The 16,825-nt window shown below is 65.8% G+C and carries 15 protein-coding genes; 14 read left to right on the forward strand and 1 reads right to left on the reverse strand.

The features are described 5' to 3' along the window. Positions 1–28 precede the first annotated feature (28 nt). The 10 genes from SMD10_RS19310 to SMD10_RS19355 all read left to right on the forward strand — a co-directional run bounded on the left by SMD10_RS19310 (position 29) and on the right by SMD10_RS19355 (position 12,899). Complete coding sequence (locus tag SMD10_RS19310) at positions 29–1,120, forward strand: hemolysin family protein (protein ID WP_331687368.1); 1,092 nt, start codon at positions 29–31, stop codon at positions 1,118–1,120. Between the two features lie 129 nt (positions 1,121–1,249). Further along, positions 1,250–2,956 carry an apolipoprotein N-acyltransferase gene (lnt, locus tag SMD10_RS19315; protein WP_331687369.1) on the forward strand — a complete coding sequence of 569 codons (1,707 nt, stop codon included), beginning with the start codon at positions 1,250–1,252 and terminating at the stop codon, positions 2,954–2,956. A 132-nt stretch (positions 2,957–3,088) separates the two neighbouring features. Beyond that, on the forward strand, positions 3,089–3,520 hold the full coding sequence (locus SMD10_RS19320; RefSeq protein ID WP_331687391.1) for a helix-turn-helix domain-containing protein: 432 nt from the start codon (positions 3,089–3,091) through the stop codon (positions 3,518–3,520). A 495-nt stretch (positions 3,521–4,015) separates the two neighbouring features. Further along, the gene (metK, locus tag SMD10_RS19325) at positions 4,016–5,224 is read left to right on the forward strand and encodes a methionine adenosyltransferase (protein WP_331687370.1); all 1,209 of its coding nucleotides are present in this window, start codon (positions 4,016–4,018) and stop codon (positions 5,222–5,224) included. Positions 5,225–5,358: 134 nt separating this feature from the next. Further along, positions 5,359–6,066, forward strand: a complete 708-nt coding sequence (gene trmB, locus SMD10_RS19330; protein WP_331687371.1) for a tRNA (guanine(46)-N(7))-methyltransferase TrmB — start codon at positions 5,359–5,361, stop codon at positions 6,064–6,066. 221 nt (positions 6,067–6,287) lie between these two features. Continuing rightward, positions 6,288–6,878, forward strand: coding sequence for a ribosome maturation factor RimP (rimP, locus tag SMD10_RS19335; RefSeq protein WP_331687372.1), 591 nt, complete (start codon positions 6,288–6,290; stop codon positions 6,876–6,878). A gap of 118 nt (positions 6,879–6,996) precedes the next feature. Then, positions 6,997–8,598, forward strand: coding sequence for a transcription termination factor NusA (nusA, locus tag SMD10_RS19340; protein ID WP_331687373.1), 1,602 nt, complete (start codon positions 6,997–6,999; stop codon positions 8,596–8,598). A gap of 15 nt (positions 8,599–8,613) precedes the next feature. Beyond that, a complete protein-coding gene (locus tag SMD10_RS19345) occupies positions 8,614–9,285 on the forward strand; it encodes an RNA-binding protein (protein ID WP_331687374.1) in 672 nt (223 codons plus the stop codon). Further along, positions 9,282–12,323, forward strand: a complete 3,042-nt coding sequence (infB, locus tag SMD10_RS19350) for a translation initiation factor IF-2 (protein WP_331687375.1) — start codon at positions 9,282–9,284, stop codon at positions 12,321–12,323. The genes SMD10_RS19345 and infB overlap by 4 nt, the downstream gene beginning before the upstream one ends. 69 nt (positions 12,324–12,392) lie before the next feature. Continuing rightward, positions 12,393–12,899: a YcxB family protein gene (locus tag SMD10_RS19355; protein WP_331687376.1), complete on the forward strand. Its 507-nt coding sequence runs from the start codon at positions 12,393–12,395 to the stop codon at positions 12,897–12,899. A gap of 131 nt (positions 12,900–13,030) precedes the next feature. On the opposite strand, the gene SMD10_RS19360 is transcribed toward SMD10_RS19355, so the two are convergent. Then, positions 13,031–13,627 (reverse strand): acyloxyacyl hydrolase, encoded by a 597-nt coding sequence (locus SMD10_RS19360; protein WP_331687377.1) that lies wholly within the window; start codon positions 13,625–13,627, stop codon positions 13,031–13,033. A gap of 130 nt (positions 13,628–13,757) precedes the next feature. Here SMD10_RS19360 and rbfA point away from each other — a divergent pair, with 130 nt between their 5' ends. The 4 genes from rbfA (at position 13,758) to rpsO (ending at position 16,805) form a co-directional block, all read left to right on the forward strand. Beyond that, complete coding sequence (gene rbfA / locus SMD10_RS19365) at positions 13,758–14,177, forward strand: 30S ribosome-binding factor RbfA (RefSeq protein ID WP_331687378.1); 420 nt, start codon at positions 13,758–13,760, stop codon at positions 14,175–14,177. Further along, positions 14,177–15,163, forward strand: coding sequence for a tRNA pseudouridine(55) synthase TruB (gene truB / locus SMD10_RS19370; RefSeq protein ID WP_331687379.1), 987 nt, complete (start codon positions 14,177–14,179; stop codon positions 15,161–15,163). The genes rbfA and truB overlap by 1 nt, the downstream gene beginning before the upstream one ends. After that, positions 15,160–16,332 (forward strand): magnesium/cobalt transporter CorA, encoded by a 1,173-nt coding sequence (corA, locus tag SMD10_RS19375; RefSeq protein WP_331687380.1) that lies wholly within the window; start codon positions 15,160–15,162, stop codon positions 16,330–16,332. The genes truB and corA overlap by 4 nt, the downstream gene beginning before the upstream one ends. A gap of 92 nt (positions 16,333–16,424) precedes the next feature. Further along, positions 16,425–16,805 carry a 30S ribosomal protein S15 gene (gene rpsO, locus SMD10_RS19380; RefSeq protein ID WP_331687381.1) on the forward strand — a complete coding sequence of 127 codons (381 nt, stop codon included), beginning with the start codon at positions 16,425–16,427 and terminating at the stop codon, positions 16,803–16,805. Positions 16,806–16,825 lie beyond the last annotated feature (20 nt).

Genomic DNA, 16,825 nt, shown 5'->3' on the forward strand with positions numbered 1-16,825 from the left:
TCGCTCGACCTTGCTGAAGAGACTTGAGATGAACGATTCAACGATGATGAAGGCGGCAGGCAATTGGGGTGCGGATGCGCCGGCGAGCCCGTCCGAACCGGCATCCATGAAAGACGGTGACGCGGCGCTCGATCGAAGTCCGCAGCCGCGCGACGAAGGCCGCCCGGAGGGCGGTCTGTTCAAAGGCCTGCTGTCGCGGCTCCGGCCCCGGGTTCCCTCCCTCCTGCGGCAGGACCTGGAGGACGCCCTGTCCGCCCATGGCCATGAGGGCGCCTTTACGCCCAGCGAACGGGCGATGCTCAACAACATCCTGCGGCTGCGAGAACTTCGCGTCGAGGACGTGATGGTGCCGCGGGCCGATATCGAGGCGGTCGAGATCACGACCACCCTCGGGGATCTGATGAAGCTGTTCGAGAAGAACGGCCGCTCCCGCATGCCGGTCTACGGAGAAAGCCTCGACGATCCGCGGGGCATGATCCACATCCGCGACGTGCTCGCCCACATCACGCGCACCGCGCGGCGCGCCAAGCAGCCGGCCGGCGAGCAGCAGGGCCGGCGCCCGCGAGCCGGGCTCGACCTGCGCCAGATCAATCTGGCGCGGCCGGTCGGCGAACTCGGCATCATCCGCAAGCTGCTCTACGTGCCGCCCTCCATGCTCGCTTCCGACCTGATGGCGCGGATGCAGTCGACCCATATGCAGATGGCGCTGGTGATCGACGAGTACGGCGGCACCGACGGCCTCGTCTCGCTGGAGGACATCCTCGAGATGGTGGTCGGTGACATCGGCGACGAGCACGACGACGAGGAGGTGATGATCACCCAGAGCGGCGATGGCATCTACTATGCCGACGCTCGCGCCGACCTCGACGACGTCCGGAAGCTGATCGGCGACGACTTCGACATCTCCGAATACGAGGACGAGGCCGACACGGTCGGCGGCCTCCTGTTTTCGGAGCTTGGCCGCGTGCCGACCCGTGGCGAGGTGGTCCAGGCCGTTCCCGGCTTCGAATTCCAAGTGCTCGACGCCGATCCACGCCGCGTCCGTCGCGTGCGGATCGTCCGCTTCCGCCAGGGGGATCGACGCCGACGCATCGTCCAGGGGCTCGCCGACGCGTCGTGAGCCTCTGATCCTGCGACCTCGACGCTTTGCCCGTCAGGCTTGCGCAGTGCCCTTCCCATCTGCCAATGCAGGCGGGCGGGGCTCGAATGTCCGCGGTATGCGGCGAGGTGCGGCGATGGAGAAGATGCGTTGAACGGTTGGCCCTCCGAACAGGATCGCGCCGTCCTGCCGCCCGCCTCGGCCCTCCGCTCGCCCTATGGCGAGCGCTCCTGGTTCGTTCGGCTGGCAGACGGCGTCATCCTGGCGGAGGGGTGGCGAAGAGCGCTCCTGGCGATCCTCGCAGGGGCCCTCGGCACCCTGGCTCTGCCGCCCTACAACGTGCCGCTGTTCGGTTTCGTCGCTTTCACCCTGCTCGTCTGGCTGCTCGACGGCGCTGTCGGCGATCCGGGGCGCGGCGTTCTGCGTCGGCTGAGCGTTCCGTTCCAGATCGGCTGGATGTTCGGTTTCGGCTATTTCGTGGCCGGCCTCTGGTGGCTGGGCGCTGCGATGATGGTCGATGCGGCCCTCTTCGCCTGGGCGATCCCGCTGGCAGTCCTGATCCTTCCGGCGATTCTGGCCATCTATTTCGGATTGGCGGCCGCTCTGGCGAAGCTGGTGTGGAGCGATGGGGCGGGGCGGTTGTTCGCCCTGGCGGCGTCGTTCGCCCTGTTCGAATATCTGCGCGGCATCCTGTTCACCGGCTTTCCGTGGAACGAGATCGGCGTGATGGCGGCGCCGGTGCCGCTGATGATGCAGTCCGTCTCGGTCGTCGGCCTGCATGGCCTGACCCTGGTGGCGATCCTCGTCTTTTCGGCGCCGGCGCTGCTCGCCGATCCGCGGGGGCGTTGGCGGACCGCCACGCTCGGCCTTGCCGTGGTGCTGACTCTGGCGCATCTCGGCTTCGGCGCCTGGCGTCTGGCGACGGCCGAGACCGGTTTCGTCGACGATGTGCGGCTGCGCGTGGTGCAGCCGGGCATCGAGCAGAGCGACAAGTGGGACGATGCCGAGGTGGCGCGAATCTGGACGCGGCTGCTCGACGTGACACGCCAGGCCGGTTCGCAGGACGCCGCCGCCGCCGCGTCACCGCAGGGCGCGACCACCCTGGTCGTCTGGCCGGAATCGGCGCTGCCCTTCATTCTGACGCATCGTCCGGACGCGATCGCCGATCTCGGCGATCTGCTGGCGCCCGGCGAATTGCTGGTCGCCGGCGCCGCGCGTTTGGAAGAAGACACGGACGCCCAGACCCGAGTCTACAACTCGGTCTACCTGATCGACGATCAGGGCGCCATCATCGATGCCCGCGACAAGGTCCATCTGGTGCCTTTCGGCGAATATCTGCCGTTCCAGCCCGTGCTGGAGAGCCTCGGCTTCCGGCAACTGACCATGGTTGCCGGGGGCTTCACCGCGGGTGCCGCCCATGGCGTCGTGTCGATCGACGGCAAGCGCGGCTTTTTGCCTCTGGTCTGCTACGAGGCGATCTTTCCCAGCGAATTCGTCAAACTCGTCGCCCAGAGCGATTCGATTGGCTTCATGGTTAACGTGACAAACGACGCCTGGTACGGCCACACGCCGGGGCCGTTCCAACATCTGCGCCAGGCCGAGTTGTCGGCAATTGCCGTCGGGCTGCCGTTGGTGCGCAGCGCCAATACCGGCATCTCGATCGTTAATGATGCGTATGGCCAAACACTTGACGCGATGGCCCTCGGTTCGACCGGGGCGATTGTGTCGCCGCTACCGAGGGCCATCGGTGCGACATTTTATGCACAATTTCCTGACTTGCTTTTTTGGTGTGCTTTTGCAGTGACATGCGCGGTTGCAACTGCAACTGCATTAACGATGAGCGTCCGCAGCGATTGACTCGACAGTCGCGCAACGCCTAGGCACGATATGTAACGTATCAGATGATCCCGTTGGCGCCGAAAGGCCATCATTCTGCTCAAGCATGATGCTTGAGTGGCTTCAGAGGATCACCAGTTGGGTCGCGTGACAATGATGGAGAACAAGAAAAAACCCAATCCAATTGATGTGCATGTAGGATCACGCGTCAGGCTGCGCCGGACGATGCTGGGCATGAGCCAAGAGAAGCTCGGAGAAAGCCTCGGCATAACGTTCCAACAGGTACAGAAATACGAGAAGGGTTCCAATCGGATCGGCGCGAGCCGGCTTCAGAGGATTTCGGAGGTGCTGGGCGTTCCGGTGTCCTTTTTCTTCGAAGACCTGCCGGGCAGTTCGAAGTCGGGCTCCGTCGCGACGGGAATGGAAGACTCGTCCGGACCCGACTACGTCGTCGATTTCCTGTCAAGTTCCGAAGGGCTGCAACTCAATCGCGCATTCGTGAAAATTCCCGATCCGAAGGTCCGGCGCCGGATCATCGATCTCGTGCGGGCTCTCGCAGAGAACCCCGATCAGGATAACGGCTGAGGCCAGTTCTCCGAATATCGTTTCCGGAATCATGTCGGGTCCTGTCGTGGGCGAAGCGGAACCTTGCAACTTTGGATTGTGCAGCAGTCCTGTTTTTCGTTCGAGACGGATAGGCCGACGAACGCGAGCCGTTCATGCTTTTGCCCCGGGGCAAGCGGCCGCTCGAACTGGCAAAGCAATTCAGACCATTGCGACCAAGCCTCCACGCTCTCGATCCCCGGCGAGTGCGCTTTCTTCGACGGGCTGGAAAGCCATTTGAGCTGAGGATTGGGAGCTGATGGGGGCGCTGGGCGTTCGGTTGGTTAACAGATTCCTCTTGACGAAAGACATCGAGGTCTGCGAAGCCCGCTGTCTACGAAACGAGTGTTCGGCGGGCCGATTTAAGGCCTTGGTGACGTCTTTCCATCATAGCGTCACAGACATCGAAGCTTCAGTCCTTCAAGGGCGGTGTCCGGATCGCCCGGTTCGCGCCCTGGTTTGATAGCGAGTGAGTTTATGACGCGCAGCGACTACCTTTTCACCAGCGAGAGCGTTTCCGAAGGACATCCCGACAAGGTCTGCGACCGGATTTCGGACGAAGTCGTCGATCTTTTCTACCGCGAAGCGAAGACGTCGGGGATGGATCCCGCGCTCGTCCGGGTCGCCTGCGAGACCTTGGCGACGACCAATCGCATCGTCATCGCGGGCGAGGTGCGGTGCTCGATCGACGAGAAGAAGATCCGCTCGAAGGTCAAGGCTGCGGCGCGGCGCGCGGTGAAGTCGATCGGCTACGAGCAGGATGGCTTCCACTGGAAGACCGCCAAGATCGACGTCCTGCTGCACGCCCAGTCGGCCGACATCGCGCGCGGCGTCGATGCGGCGGGCAACAAGGACGAGGGCGCCGGCGACCAGGGCATCATGTTCGGCTACGCCTGCCGCGAGACCCCGGAGCTGATGCCGGCGCCGATCTATTACGCCCACAAGATCCTGGAGCGCCTGGCCAAGGCGCGCAAGGACGGCGAGGGCGAAGCCGCAAAGCTCGGTCCCGACGCCAAGAGCCAGGTGACCATCCGCTACGAGGACGGCAAGCCGGCCGAGGTCGTTTCGCTGGTCCTGTCGACGCAGCATGTCGATGCCGAATTGACGTCGGAGGACGTGCGCCGCATCGTCGAGCCGTTCATCCGCGAAGTGCTGGCCGATCTCAAGATCGCCGACACCTGCGTCTGGCACGTCAATCCGACCGGCAAGTTCGTGATCGGCGGCCCCGACGGCGATGCCGGTCTCACGGGGCGCAAGATCATCGTCGACACCTATGGTGGCGCGGCGCCGCACGGCGGTGGCGCCTTCTCGGGCAAGGACCCGACCAAGGTGGACCGCTCGGCCGCCTATGCGGCGCGCTACCTGGCCAAGAACGTCGTCGCCGCGAAGCTCGCCGAGCGCTGCACGATCCAGCTGTCCTATGCCATCGGCGTCGCTGAACCGCTGTCGATCTATGTCGACCTGCACGGCACCGGCACCGTTGCCGAGGACAAGCTGGAGAAGGCTCTGCGCGAGGTCATGGACCTGACGCCGCGCGGCATTCGCGAGCATCTGCAACTGACCCGGCCGATCTACGCCAAGACCTCGGCCTACGGCCATTTCGGCCGCAAGGCGGGCCGCGACGGTTCGTTCTCCTGGGAGCGCACGGATCTGACGCGCGAGATCAAGGCCGCGGTTTCGGCCTGAAGCACCGGATCGTTCCGGACTGACGATCAAGGCCGCGCGGCGACGGCCGCGCCCGGACCGGCCCCCGGCCCGGGACGGACGGAGGCGGCCAGCGCGCCGCGTCCGTCTCGAAGGGCGCAACGAGCGAGCGGGACATGCCTCATCCCACCAGAGCGCGCGAAGCTTTTTTCGGGCGCCGCAAAGGGCCGAAACTCCGCCCGCATCAGGCCGGGCTCTTCGAGACGCTGCTGCCGCGCTATCGTATCGACCTCGACGCGCCGGAACTCGCAAGCCCGAAGGCGCTGTTTTCGGCTTCGGTCGAGTCCGTCCGCCTGGAAATCGGCTTCGGCGGTGGCGAGCACCTCTTCGCCGAAGCCTCGCGCCAGCCGCATATCGGTTTCATCGGTGCCGAACCGTTCGTCAACGGCATGGGCAAGATGCTGGCGGCGGTCGAAGAGAGGCCGCTCGCCAATCTGCGGCTGTTTCATGACGACGTCACGCTGCTTCTGGATCGGCTGCCGGACGCCTGTCTGGAGCGGGTCGATCTCCTCTATCCCGACCCCTGGCCAAAACGCCGCCACTGGAAGCGCCGCTTCGTCGGCCGGGCCAATCTCGACCGGTTGGCGCGGGTGCTGAAGCCGGGCGGGCTTTTCCGGTTCGCCTCCGACATCGACGGCTACGTCGACTGGACCCTTCTTCACTGCCGCGACCACCCCGATTTCGCCTGGACGGCGCGGCGCCCGTCGGATTGGCGCGAACCCTATTCCGGATGGCCCGGCACACGATATGAAGCCAAGGCGCTGCGCGAGGGCCGTGTCCCGGCCTATCTGACGTTTCGGCGCCGTGTCCATGGCAACGACTGAGCGATCCGTCGACAGCTGGGTTGAAGCGGACGAAGAACCGGCGTATATAGAAACCAAGTTCTCTACGATGCAATCGAGAGAGTGGGTCCACCCGGTCCCGCTCTTTTTTGTTACTTGGGCTTGGCAAAGTGCCGGTCGGCGCGACTGACGGAAGCTTGGCTCGCATCGTGGGACGCAAATGACAGTGCATCGAGCGTCAGAAACCCAACGGACGAGAAAACGTGACGGGCGAGGATCAACGCATCATCGTTGAAGATGGCCTGGCGGGCCGGGTCGCCGAGATCGTGGCGCCGGCGCTGCGGCAACTGGGCTACCGGCTGGTCCGGGTCCGGCTGTCGCAGATGAACGGCCGGACGCTCCAGATCATGGCCGAGCGGCCGGACGGCACGATGTCGATCGAGGACTGCGAGGCGGCAAGCCGCGGCATTTCGCCGGTGCTCGACGTCGAAGACCCGATCGACGGCGCCTACCACCTCGAGGTCTCGTCCCCCGGTATCGATCGGCCGCTGGTGCGGCGATCCGATTTCGAGGCGTGGGCCGGGCATCTTTTGAAGCTCGAGACCAATCGGCTGCTCAACGGCCGCAAGCGTTTCCGCGGCAAGGTGGTGGCGGTCGAAGGCCAGACGATCCGACTGGAACGGGATCGACCCGCCTATGGCGAGGAGACCGTGGTGGACATTCCCTTCGAAGCGATCGGCGAGGCCCGCCTCGTCCTGACGGACGAATTGGTCGAGGCCGCGCTGAAGGCGGAGAAGGCAGCGCGCAAGGGGCGCAATCTCGACGATCCGGCCATGGGCGGATCGTTGCACTAGCGTTGTCGCAGGACATCCGTCGCTCGCCGATCGGAGCGGGCGCGTCTTCGCGACAAAACGGAAGATCAGGGCCGGATACGAGCGTCTGCCGCTTCGAGGCCCGATGAGGAGATGACGTATGGCAGTCAGTGCGAACCGGCTCGAGCTTCTGCAGATCGCAGATGCCGTCGCGCGGGAAAAGTCGATTGACCGCGAGATCGTCGTGGCGGCCATGGCCGACGCGATCCAGAAGGCGGCGCGCTCGCGCTACGGCCAGGAGACGAACATCCGGGTCGACATCAATTCCAAGACCGGCGAGATCAAGCTGCAGCGGCTGCTCGAAGTGGTCGAGGACGTCGAGGATCCGGCCACGCAGATCTATCTGGATCTGGCGCGCGACAAGAATCCCGACGCCGAGCCCGGCGATTTCATCGCCGAGCAGCTGCCGCCGATGGATTTTGGCCGCATCGCCGCGCAGTCGGCCAAGCAGGTGATCGTGCAGAAGGTGCGCGAGGCCGAGCGCGACCGCCAGTACGAGGAATTCCGCGATCGCGTCGGCGAGATCGTCAACGGCACGGTCAAACGTGTCGAATACGGCAACGTCATCGTCGATCTGGGTCGTGGCGAGGGCATCATCCGCCGCGACGAGCAGATCCCGCGCGAACTGTTCCGCTATGGCGACCGCGTGCGCGCCTATGTCTATGACGTGCGGCGCGAGCAGCGCGGTCCGCAGATCTTCCTGTCGCGCACCCATCCGCAGTTCATGGCGAAGCTCTTCACCATGGAAGTGCCGGAGATCTACGACGGCATCATCGAGATCAAGTCGGTGGCCCGCGATCCCGGTTCGCGCGCCAAGATCGCCGTGGTCTCGCGTGATTCCTCCGTCGATCCGGTCGGCGCCTGTGTCGGCATGCGTGGCTCGCGTGTGCAAGCCGTCGTCGGAGAACTTCAGGGCGAGAAGATCGACATCATTCCCTGGTCGCCGGACGCGGCCTCCTTCCTGGTCAACGCGTTGCAGCCGGCCGAGGTCTCGAAGGTGGTGCTCGACGAGGACGCCGAGCGCATTGAAGTCGTCGTTCCCGATGACCAATTGTCTCTGGCCATCGGCCGGCGCGGCCAGAACGTGCGCCTCGCCTCGCAGCTGACCGGCTGGGACATCGACATTCTGACCGAGCAGGAAGAGTCGGAGCGGCGCCAGAAAGAATTCGTCGAACGCTCCGAACTGTTCATGGAAGCGCTCAACGTCGACGAGATGGTCGGGCAGGTGCTCGCCTCCGAAGGGTTTGCGACTGTCGAGGAGGTGGCGTATGTCGATGCCGACGAGGTCGCCTCGATCGAGGGCTTCGACGAGGAGATGGGCGAGGAGATCCAGAGCCGTGCGAAGGCTTATCTGGATCGTCTCGAGGCCGAGCTCGACGCCAAGCGCCAGGACCTGGGCGTGGCCGACGAACTGCGCGAGATCGATGGCCTGACCACTGCCATGCTGGTGGCCCTTGGCGAGGACGACATCAAGTCGATCGAGGATTTCGCGGGCTGCGCCGTCGACGATCTGGTCGGCTGGAGCGAGCGCAAGGACGGCGAAGTCAAGCGGTATGCCGGCACATTGTCGCCGTTCGAGCTGAGCCGGGCCGATGCCGAGGCGATGATCATTCAGGCGCGCCTCAAGGCGGGCTGGATCACTGAGGAGGATCTGGCGGAGCCGGAGACCGAGGAACAGGCAGAGGAGGCGGAGGCCGTCTGATTGGGCGGTGGGCCGATGGCTCAGGAGCCGGAAGAGGTTGACGGCTTGAACGGGCGGATGTGCATCGTCTCGCGTGAGCGTTATCCTGCGGAGGCCCTGATCCGGTTCGTGGCCGGGCCGGACGGGGCCGTGGTGCCTGACCTGAAGCGCCGGCTGCCGGGCCGTGGCGCCCATGTGGAAGCCCGCCGAGAGGCGGTCGATCTCGCCGTCAAGCGCAAGCTTTTCGGGCGAGCGCTGAAGGCCGAGGTCAAGGCAAGTCCGACGCTGGGGGCCGAGGTCGATGATCTGCTTCGCCGCGGTGTCGCGGGATCTCTGGGGCTGGCCCGCAAGGCCGGTCAACTGGTGACCGGCGCGGCCAAGGTCGACGCGGCTATCCGGTCGGGCAAGGCGCGCGCTGTGCTCCATGCGAGCGATGCGGCGCCGGACGGCATACGAAAGATGGAGGCGGCCCGCCGGGCGGCAGCCTCCTCCGGCGGGGCGATCCCAGCGTTCCGGGTGTTAACCTCGGACGAAATGGGTTTGGCCTTGGGCGGAGATAATGTGATACATGCAGCGGTCCTTGCCGGCGATGCAGGCGCTGCTCTTCTGAGGCGCCTGGAAGCGCTCTCGAATTATCGGGGTGAACGCCCCGCCGACGAGACTGGTGGGTGCGGGCGACGTCCCGCGCAGGAAGCGGAAGCGGAATGAGTGATACGAAATCCGGCGACGACAAGACGCTGAGCGTGAGCACGAAGAAGACGCTGACTTTGAAGCGTGGTGGGGTCGAGCAGTCCACCGTGCGGCAGAACTTCTCGCACGGTCGGACGAAGAACGTCGTCGTTGAAACCAAGAAGCGTCGGATCAGCCGGCCGGAAGAGCCGAAGGAGGCCGCTCCGGCGGCTGCGGCGCCGCGCGCGCCTCAGCCGACGCCGCCGGCCCCACGCCCGGCCCCGACGCCGGCCGCCCCGGTGAGCGCCGAAGCGCGGCCCGCGCCGCAGCCGGCGCAGCCCACGGCTTCGCCGCCGGCCGCTCCGTCCCAGCCGGTGAGTGAGAAGCCGGCCGAGCCCGCTCCCGTTGCACCTTCTGTCGAGGCCAAGGCTCCTGAACCGGCTCCTGCTGCGCCGAAGGAAGAGCCCGTGGCGCCGGTCGCCAAGGCCCCTGAGCCGGCTCCGGCTCCCGCTCCGAAGGCAGAAGCCCGGGTGGAGACGCCGAAGCCGTCGGCTCCCGCGCCGCAGGCCAGCAGCCGGCCTGCGCCGGCCGCTGGCGCCGACAACCGGGGATCCTCCACCAATCGTGGTGGCGCATCCGGTCAGTCGGGCCGGCCGGGACAACAGCCCGGCCGCCAGGGCGGTCCGTCGCAGCGCTCGGGTGGGCGCGACGATCGCCGGTCCGGGTCGTCTTCCGGACGGACGCCGCGCGGTGCCGTGCTCAGTGATCTGTCGTCGCGTGAAATGGATGCGCGCCGGCGTGCGCTGGAGCTTGCCAAGCAGCGTGAGGCGGAAGACCGTCGTCTGTTCCAGGAGGCCGAGGCCCGTCGCATCGCCGACGAAGAGCGCCGTATCCGCGAGCGTGAGGAAAGCGAGCGTCGTCAGGCGGAAGAGTCTGCGCGCCTCGAGGCGGAAGCCGCCGCGCGCCGCAAGGCGGAAGATGAGTCGACGCGTCGACAGGATGCTCCTCCGGCCGAAGACGCCGCCGCTCGCTCCGCGGTCCGCGCCGCGCCGCGCGGCCGGCGCGTGGAAGCCGACGAAGAAGAGGCGGCCGGTCGCGCCAGTCGTGGTCCGGCGGGCGCGCGTCGTGGCGCGCCGCGGGTCGAAACGCCAAAGCCTACCCGGACGCGCACCGGCGACGACGACCGTCGTCGCGGCAAGTTGACGCTCGACAAGGCGCTGACGTCGGAAGAAGGCGGGCGCAGCCGCTCGCTGTCGTCGATCCGGCGTCGTCAGGAAAAATTCAAACGCTCGCAGCAGAGCCAGCCCAGAGAGAAGATTTCTCGCGAAGTGATTCTGCCTGAAACCATTACCATTCAAGAACTCGCGGGCCGCATGTCGGAGCGCGCCGTCGACGTCATCAAGTTCCTGATGCAGCAGGGCCAGATGATGAAGCCGGGCGACATCATCGATGCGGATCTGGCCGAGCTCATCGCCGGCGAATTCGGCCATACCGTCAAGCGTGTCGCTGCCTCCGACGTGGAGGAGGGCATCTTCAACGTGGCCGACAACCCGGAAAAGATGATGTCGCGGCCTCCGGTCGTCACCATCATGGGGCATGTCGACCACGGCAAGACGTCGCTGCTCGATGCGATCCGCCATGCCAACGTCGTCTCCGGCGAAGCCGGCGGCATCACCCAGCATATCGGCGCCTACCAGGTCGAGCAGAACGGTCAGAAGATCACCTTCATCGACACGCCCGGCCACGCCGCCTTCACGGCGATGCGCGCCCGTGGCGCCCAGGCGACCGACATCGCGATCCTGGTGGTGGCTGCCGACGACAGCGTCATGCCGCAGACGATCGAGTCGATCAATCACGCCAAGGCGGCGGGTGTGCCGATCATCGTGGCGATCAACAAGGTCGACAAGCCTTCGGCCAATCCGCAGAAGGTCCGCACCGAGCTGCTGCAGCACGAGGTCTTCGTGGAGTCGATGGGCGGCGAGGTGCTGGACGTCGAGGTCTCCGCGCTGAAAGGCACCAATCTCGACAGGCTGCTGGAGGCCATCCTGCTGCAGGCCGAGGTGCTGGAACTCAAGGCTGATCCCGAACGGACCGCCGAAGGTGTCGTCATCGAGGCTCAACTCGATCGCGGCCGGGGTCCGGTCGCCACCGTGCTCGTTCAGGCCGGTACGCTCAAGCAGGGCGACATCATCGTGGCCGGCGACGAGTGGGGCCGCGTGCGCGCCCTGGTCAACGATCGCGGCGAGCAGATGAAGGACGCCGGGCCGGCGACGCCGGTCGAGGTGCTCGGCCTGCAAGGAACGCCGCAGGCCGGCGACCGCTTTGCCGTGGTCGAGAACGAAGGCCGGGCTCGCGAGATCGCGGAATATCGCCAGCGTCTGGCGCGCGAGAAGGCCGTCGCCAAGTCGGCCGGTCAGCGCGGCTCGCTGGAGCAGATGATGTCGCAGCTTCAGGATACGGGGCTGAAAGAGTTCCCGTTGCTGATCAAGGGCGATGTGCAGGGCTCCGTCGAGGCCATTCAGGGCGCTCTGGACAAGCTCGGCACCGACGAGGTGCGCGCCAACGTCGTCCATTCGGGCGCCGGTGCCATCACCGAGTCCGACGTGTCGCTGGCCGCCGCCTCGAACGCGGCGATCATCGGCTTCAACGTCCGCGCCAACAAGCAGGCGCGCGACGCGGCCGAACGCGAAGGCATCGAGATCCGCTACTACAACATCATCTACAACCTCGTGGATGACGTGAAGGCGGCGATGTCGGGCCTGCTCTCGCCGGAGCGGCGCGAGACCTTCCTCGGCAATGCCGAGATCCTCGAGGTGTTCAACATCACCAAGGTCGGCAAGGTCGCAGGCTGCCGCGTCACCGAGGGCAAGGTGGAGCGTGGAGCGGGCGTGCGCCTGATTCGCGACCACGTTGTGATCCACGAGGGCACGCTGAAGACGCTGAAGCGCTTCAAGGACGAAGTCGCCGAAGTGCCGGGCGGTCAGGAGTGCGGCATGGCGTTCGCCAACTACGAGGACATCCGCGAGGGCGACGTCATCGAAGCCTTCCGGGTCGAGCACGTCGCGCGGACGCTGTAGCCGGCGCCGGCCGAAAATTCGGCCGGGGTCGCCGTGTCAACCGCCGTCGGCTCGGATGGAGAGCGCACGATGCGCTTTACCTATCGGCTGACGGTGGAGGACTATGCCGCGCTGATCAACGCGCGCGGATTGCGTCGGCATTTCGGGCAGCCGTCGCGTTGGCTCTGGTATGGGCTTGGGGTTGCCGATCTGGCGTTGCTGATCGCCGCGATCGTCGTCGTCGACCAATCTGCGGGCCTATGGATCGTGATCACGCTCTCCGCCGGGGCGGCGCTCGCCTTCTCCGCACCGTCGCTCTACTGGCTCTACGTCAAGCGGGCCTTCCGGCGACAGCGGCTTGGCGACGCCGACGTGACGCTTGAGTTGACCGAGACCTCGGTGCGCATCGAAGGTGGCGGCATCGAGACCCAGTTGAATGATGGCTCGATCACCAAAGTCGACGATCGGCGCAATCACATCCTTCTGTGGGTCAACGACATGCAGGCCGTGATCCTTCCCAAGCGAGCGCTGGGAGCGAGAATGAGTGCCGGGCAGTTTATCGATGCGGTTGAGGGCGGCCGGCGGGCCGGTGCCTGACGGCGTCCCGATGTCTGCACGCACGGTCGCTGAGGCATTTCGCCCACCGGTTTGTTGCGAGATGATCCGCAAGGACGGGAGCGTCGCTTCGGCCGTTTCGTGTTTGAGCGGACCGAGACCGCCGCGAATCGTCAGAACCGATAGCCGACCCTGATGCCGGCGGATTCCGCTCCATTGTTCTTGTCGCACAAATCGGCGTTGGAGAAGTGGTCGGCATAGAGCTGGGCGGTGACGTCGCGGGTCAGGTCGTAGCCGACGCCAATGCCGAGATGGAACAAGGCGCGACAGCCGAGCGCCTTGTAGTCGCCGTCGGGGTGTTCCAGCTTGTCGGCCGTGTGGATGGCGCCGCCGAGGCTGTTGGAGAGATAGAGCCGGTCGGTGAAGTAGGTCTCCCAGTTCAGTCCGGTGTAGAAGAAGTGGACCGGATCGTCGGCGATCGCGGCGTCGAAGCCGACATAGGGACGGGGCGATCCGAGCCCGTACAGGAAGTCGGGCGATGGGGCGAGAATTTCGCCGTTGACGACCACGCCGTCGAACGCCTTGTGCGAGAAGACGCCGGTGTCGTATGAGGCGATCCCCAAACGGGCTTCCCAGCGGTCGGCATTCTTGCCGACGACGCCGAAGTCGCCGAACAGGGTGCGATCCCCAGCCTGAGACGGTGGAGCGACGAAAAGAGCGGCGGTCGCAACGCAGAGCGCTGCGACGCTACGAAAATTGAATTTGAGCATGACCTTGAGGCGGCTGGATGAAGCGAATCGATAGTTCGGAGACGACGACGCTAATTCACCGGGCTTACCGGAAACAGTCGTGTTCCAAGTTTAGGCCAGAGACCGTGACGAATAGGAGACAGGCTTCGCAATGACGGGACGTGAACGGAAAGGTCCGTCGCAACGCCAACTGGCCGTCGGTGAGACGGTGCGCCATGCGCTCGCCGGACTGCTGCAGCGCCAGGACATTGCCGATCCGGCTCTCGAGGGCGCATTGGTGACGGTTTCGGAAGTGCGGATGTCACCCGATCTCAAAATCGCAACCGCCTATGTCACGGTGCTCGGACAGACCGACGTCGAGCCCTACGTCACGGCGCTGAACCGCCACGCCCGCTTCATCCGCGGGCGCCTCACGCCGGCGCTGAAGCAGATGAAGTCGATGCCGGAGCTCCGCTTCCGGGAAGACGAGTCGTTCGACAATTTTGCCAGGATCGAGGCGCTGTTGCGCTCGCCCGAGGTGGCGCGCGACCTCGATCATGACGACGCCGACGACGCAGAAGGAGAAGAGTGATGGCGCGCCGCGGCAAGAAGCCGAAGGGACGTCCGATTTCGGGCTGGGTCGTGCTGGACAAGCCCAAGGGGCTCGGGTCCACCGATGCCGTCGCGAAGATCAAGCGGCTCTATTTCGCCCAGAAAGCCGGCCACGCCGGCACGCTCGATCCGCTGGCCTCCGGCATGCTGCCGATCGCCCTGGGCGATGCCACCAAGACGGTGCCCTTCGTCATGGACGGCCGTAAGGTCTATCGCTTCACGGTGCGCTGGGGCGTGGAGACCACCACCGACGATACCGAGGGCGAAGCGATCCGGACCTCGGACAATCGCCCGGCCGAAGACGATATCCGCGCGGCGCTGACGGCCTATGTCGGCGAGATCGAACAGGTGCCGCCGCAGTTCTCGGCCGTCAAGATCGCCGGCGAGCGCGCCTACGACCTGGCGCGCGGCGGCGAGGCGGTGGAGATCGCCGCGCGCACCGTCGTGGTTCATCAGCTCGACCTGCTGGAATGCCCGGAGGCCGACACCGCCGTGTTCGAGGCGGAGTGCGGCAAGGGCACCTATGTGCGGGCGCTGGCGCGCGATCTCGGTCGCGATCTCGGCTGCTTCGGCCATGTCATCGACCTCCGGCGACTGTCCGTCGCCGGCTTCGAGGAAGACGAGATGGTGCCGCTCGACGAACTGGAGACGGCCGCCGACGAAGGCCGCGAAGCGCTGGATGCGGAAGCCGCGGAAGCGGGCGCGAGGGCGCGCGTCGTCGATTTCGCGCCTCTCGACGAATATCTGCTCGACCCGGTGGCTGCGCTCGACGACCTCTACGAGGTCACTCTGACGGGTGAGCAGGCCGGCCGCGTACGCCAGGGCAATCCGGTGCTGCTGCGCGGCCGCGACGCGCCGGCCTTCTGCGAGGAGGCGATGGCGACGGAAGGCGGTCGGCTGGTGGCTCTGGGGGCGATCGAGCAGGGTTCGTTCAAGCCCAAGCGCGTCTTCGGCGGGGCCGGATGAGCGACCCGGAGCCGGTAGAGACCAGGCATCGCGCGACGGCCGGCTCTCGTCATAAGCGACACTTCGACGACGAGGCCGGCGGGGCGGCCGTAGGGGCTCGCGGGCGTCACGAAAAGCGATCGAAGGCCAAGCGGTCTCCGGTCGGATCGGCGCCCGGCCAACTCGTCGCCGATCCCGAGGCGCATCGCACGCGTCTTTCGGTCGCCGGCCTCGGCAGCGGGCGCTGCGAAATGCTCGTCGACGTATCGCTCGGCGAGGCGCTCTCGCGGCGGGGCGACTGGCCGCTGTTTTGGCTCGACTGCGCCGGACTGGCCGACGTGGCAACGATCCGGCGGATCGGCGAGGCCTTCGGTCTCCATGTCCTGGCGATGGAAGACGTGGTCAACACCGACCAGCGGCCGAAATGCGATGCCTATGACGACCACGCCTATGTCGTCGTGCGGATGCTGGACGGCGACGGGCAGGGTGAACAGCTCTCGCTGTTCTTCGGCGACGGCTTCGTCCTAACCTTCCAGGAACGGCCGGGCGACAGCTTTCAGCCGGTGCGCGAGCGCATCGCCAGGGGCGCGCCGCGGCTTCATGCCGGCAACGCCGACTATCTCGCCTATGCGCTGATCGATGCCGTGGTCGACGCCTATTTCTCCGTTGTGGATAGACACGGAGCGCGGATCGAGGCGGTGGAGGACGAGATATTCGAGGACGTCGACGCGATCCAGGTGCCGGAATTGCACGCCATGCGGCGGGATATGCTCGGGCTGAAGCGCTGGCTCAGGCCGACGCGCGATGCCATCGGCGTCCTGCTGCGCCTCGACCGGCGCTGGCTGCGCGACGACACCAAGGTCTATTTCGCCGATATCCGGGATCATGCGGATCAGCTCATCGACCTCAACGACACCTATCGCGACACGGTGTCGGGTCTGATCGACCTGCACATGACGCTGTCGGCGGCGCGCACCAACGAAGTCGTCAATCTGCTGACGGTGATCTCGGCGATCTTCATTCCGCTCGGCTTTCTGGCGGGGCTCTGGGGCATGAACTTCAATCCCGACATGTCCGACTGGAACATGCCGCTCACCCAGTCGCGCTACGGCTATCCGATCGCGCTCGCGGTGATGGCGGCGATCGGCATCGGCCTGCTGGCCTATTTCCGCAGGCGGCGCTGGATCTAGGGCACCATGCGCCGCGATCCCGGCAAGCGCTGGGGTTGCGGTGATTCTCAGAGCCTGCGAAGTGGCTGGTAATCGGTTGCGTTTTCGCCTATATGGCGGCCGAGCGCCGCAGCGAGCCTGCCGCGCCGTATGATGGCCCTGGCTGGACGACATCCCGGCTGTGGGCGACCCGAACCCTCCCAAGACAAGAAAGGGACCGTGCGATGTCGATCACGCCCGAGCGTAAGGCCGAGCTGCTCAAGGAATATGCGACCAAGGAAGGCGACACCGGTTCGCCCGAGGTCCAGGTCGCCATCCTGACCGAGCGCATCGCCAATCTGACCGAGCACTTCAAGACTCACAAGAAGGACAACCATTCTCGTCGGGGTCTTCTGAAGCTCGTTTCGCAGCGCCGCCGCCTCCTGGACTATCTGAAGGCCAAGGAACAGCCGCGCTATACCGATCTCATCGGCCGTCTCGGACTGCGCCGCTAGATCACCCCGGCCCGGCGAAG

This window comes from Consotaella aegiceratis, assembly GCF_036541425.1.
GTDB lineage: Bacteria > Pseudomonadota > Alphaproteobacteria > Rhizobiales > Rhizobiaceae > Consotaella > Consotaella aegiceratis.

Coding starts and splice junctions, on each gene's coding strand:
- SMD10_RS19310 (WP_331687368.1), top strand. CDS start 29: ATGAACGATTCAACGATGATGAAGGCGGCAGGCAATTGGGGTGCGGAT.
- SMD10_RS19320 (WP_331687391.1), top strand. CDS start 3,089: ATGATGGAGAACAAGAAAAAACCCAATCCAATTGATGTGCATGTAGGA.
- metK (WP_331687370.1), top strand. CDS start 4,016: ATGACGCGCAGCGACTACCTTTTCACCAGCGAGAGCGTTTCCGAAGGA.
- trmB (WP_331687371.1), top strand. CDS start 5,359: ATGCCTCATCCCACCAGAGCGCGCGAAGCTTTTTTCGGGCGCCGCAAA.
- nusA (WP_331687373.1), top strand. CDS start 6,997: ATGGCAGTCAGTGCGAACCGGCTCGAGCTTCTGCAGATCGCAGATGCC.
- SMD10_RS19345 (WP_331687374.1), top strand. CDS start 8,614: ATGGCTCAGGAGCCGGAAGAGGTTGACGGCTTGAACGGGCGGATGTGC.
- infB (WP_331687375.1), top strand. CDS start 9,282: ATGAGTGATACGAAATCCGGCGACGACAAGACGCTGAGCGTGAGCACG.
- SMD10_RS19355 (WP_331687376.1), top strand. CDS start 12,393: ATGCGCTTTACCTATCGGCTGACGGTGGAGGACTATGCCGCGCTGATC.
- SMD10_RS19360 (WP_331687377.1), bottom strand. CDS start 13,627: ATGCTCAAATTCAATTTTCGTAGCGTCGCAGCGCTCTGCGTTGCGACC.
- rbfA (WP_331687378.1), top strand. CDS start 13,758: ATGACGGGACGTGAACGGAAAGGTCCGTCGCAACGCCAACTGGCCGTC.
- truB (WP_331687379.1), top strand. CDS start 14,177: ATGGCGCGCCGCGGCAAGAAGCCGAAGGGACGTCCGATTTCGGGCTGG.
- corA (WP_331687380.1), top strand. CDS start 15,160: ATGAGCGACCCGGAGCCGGTAGAGACCAGGCATCGCGCGACGGCCGGC.
- rpsO (WP_331687381.1), top strand. CDS start 16,425: ATGGCGGCCGAGCGCCGCAGCGAGCCTGCCGCGCCGTATGATGGCCCT.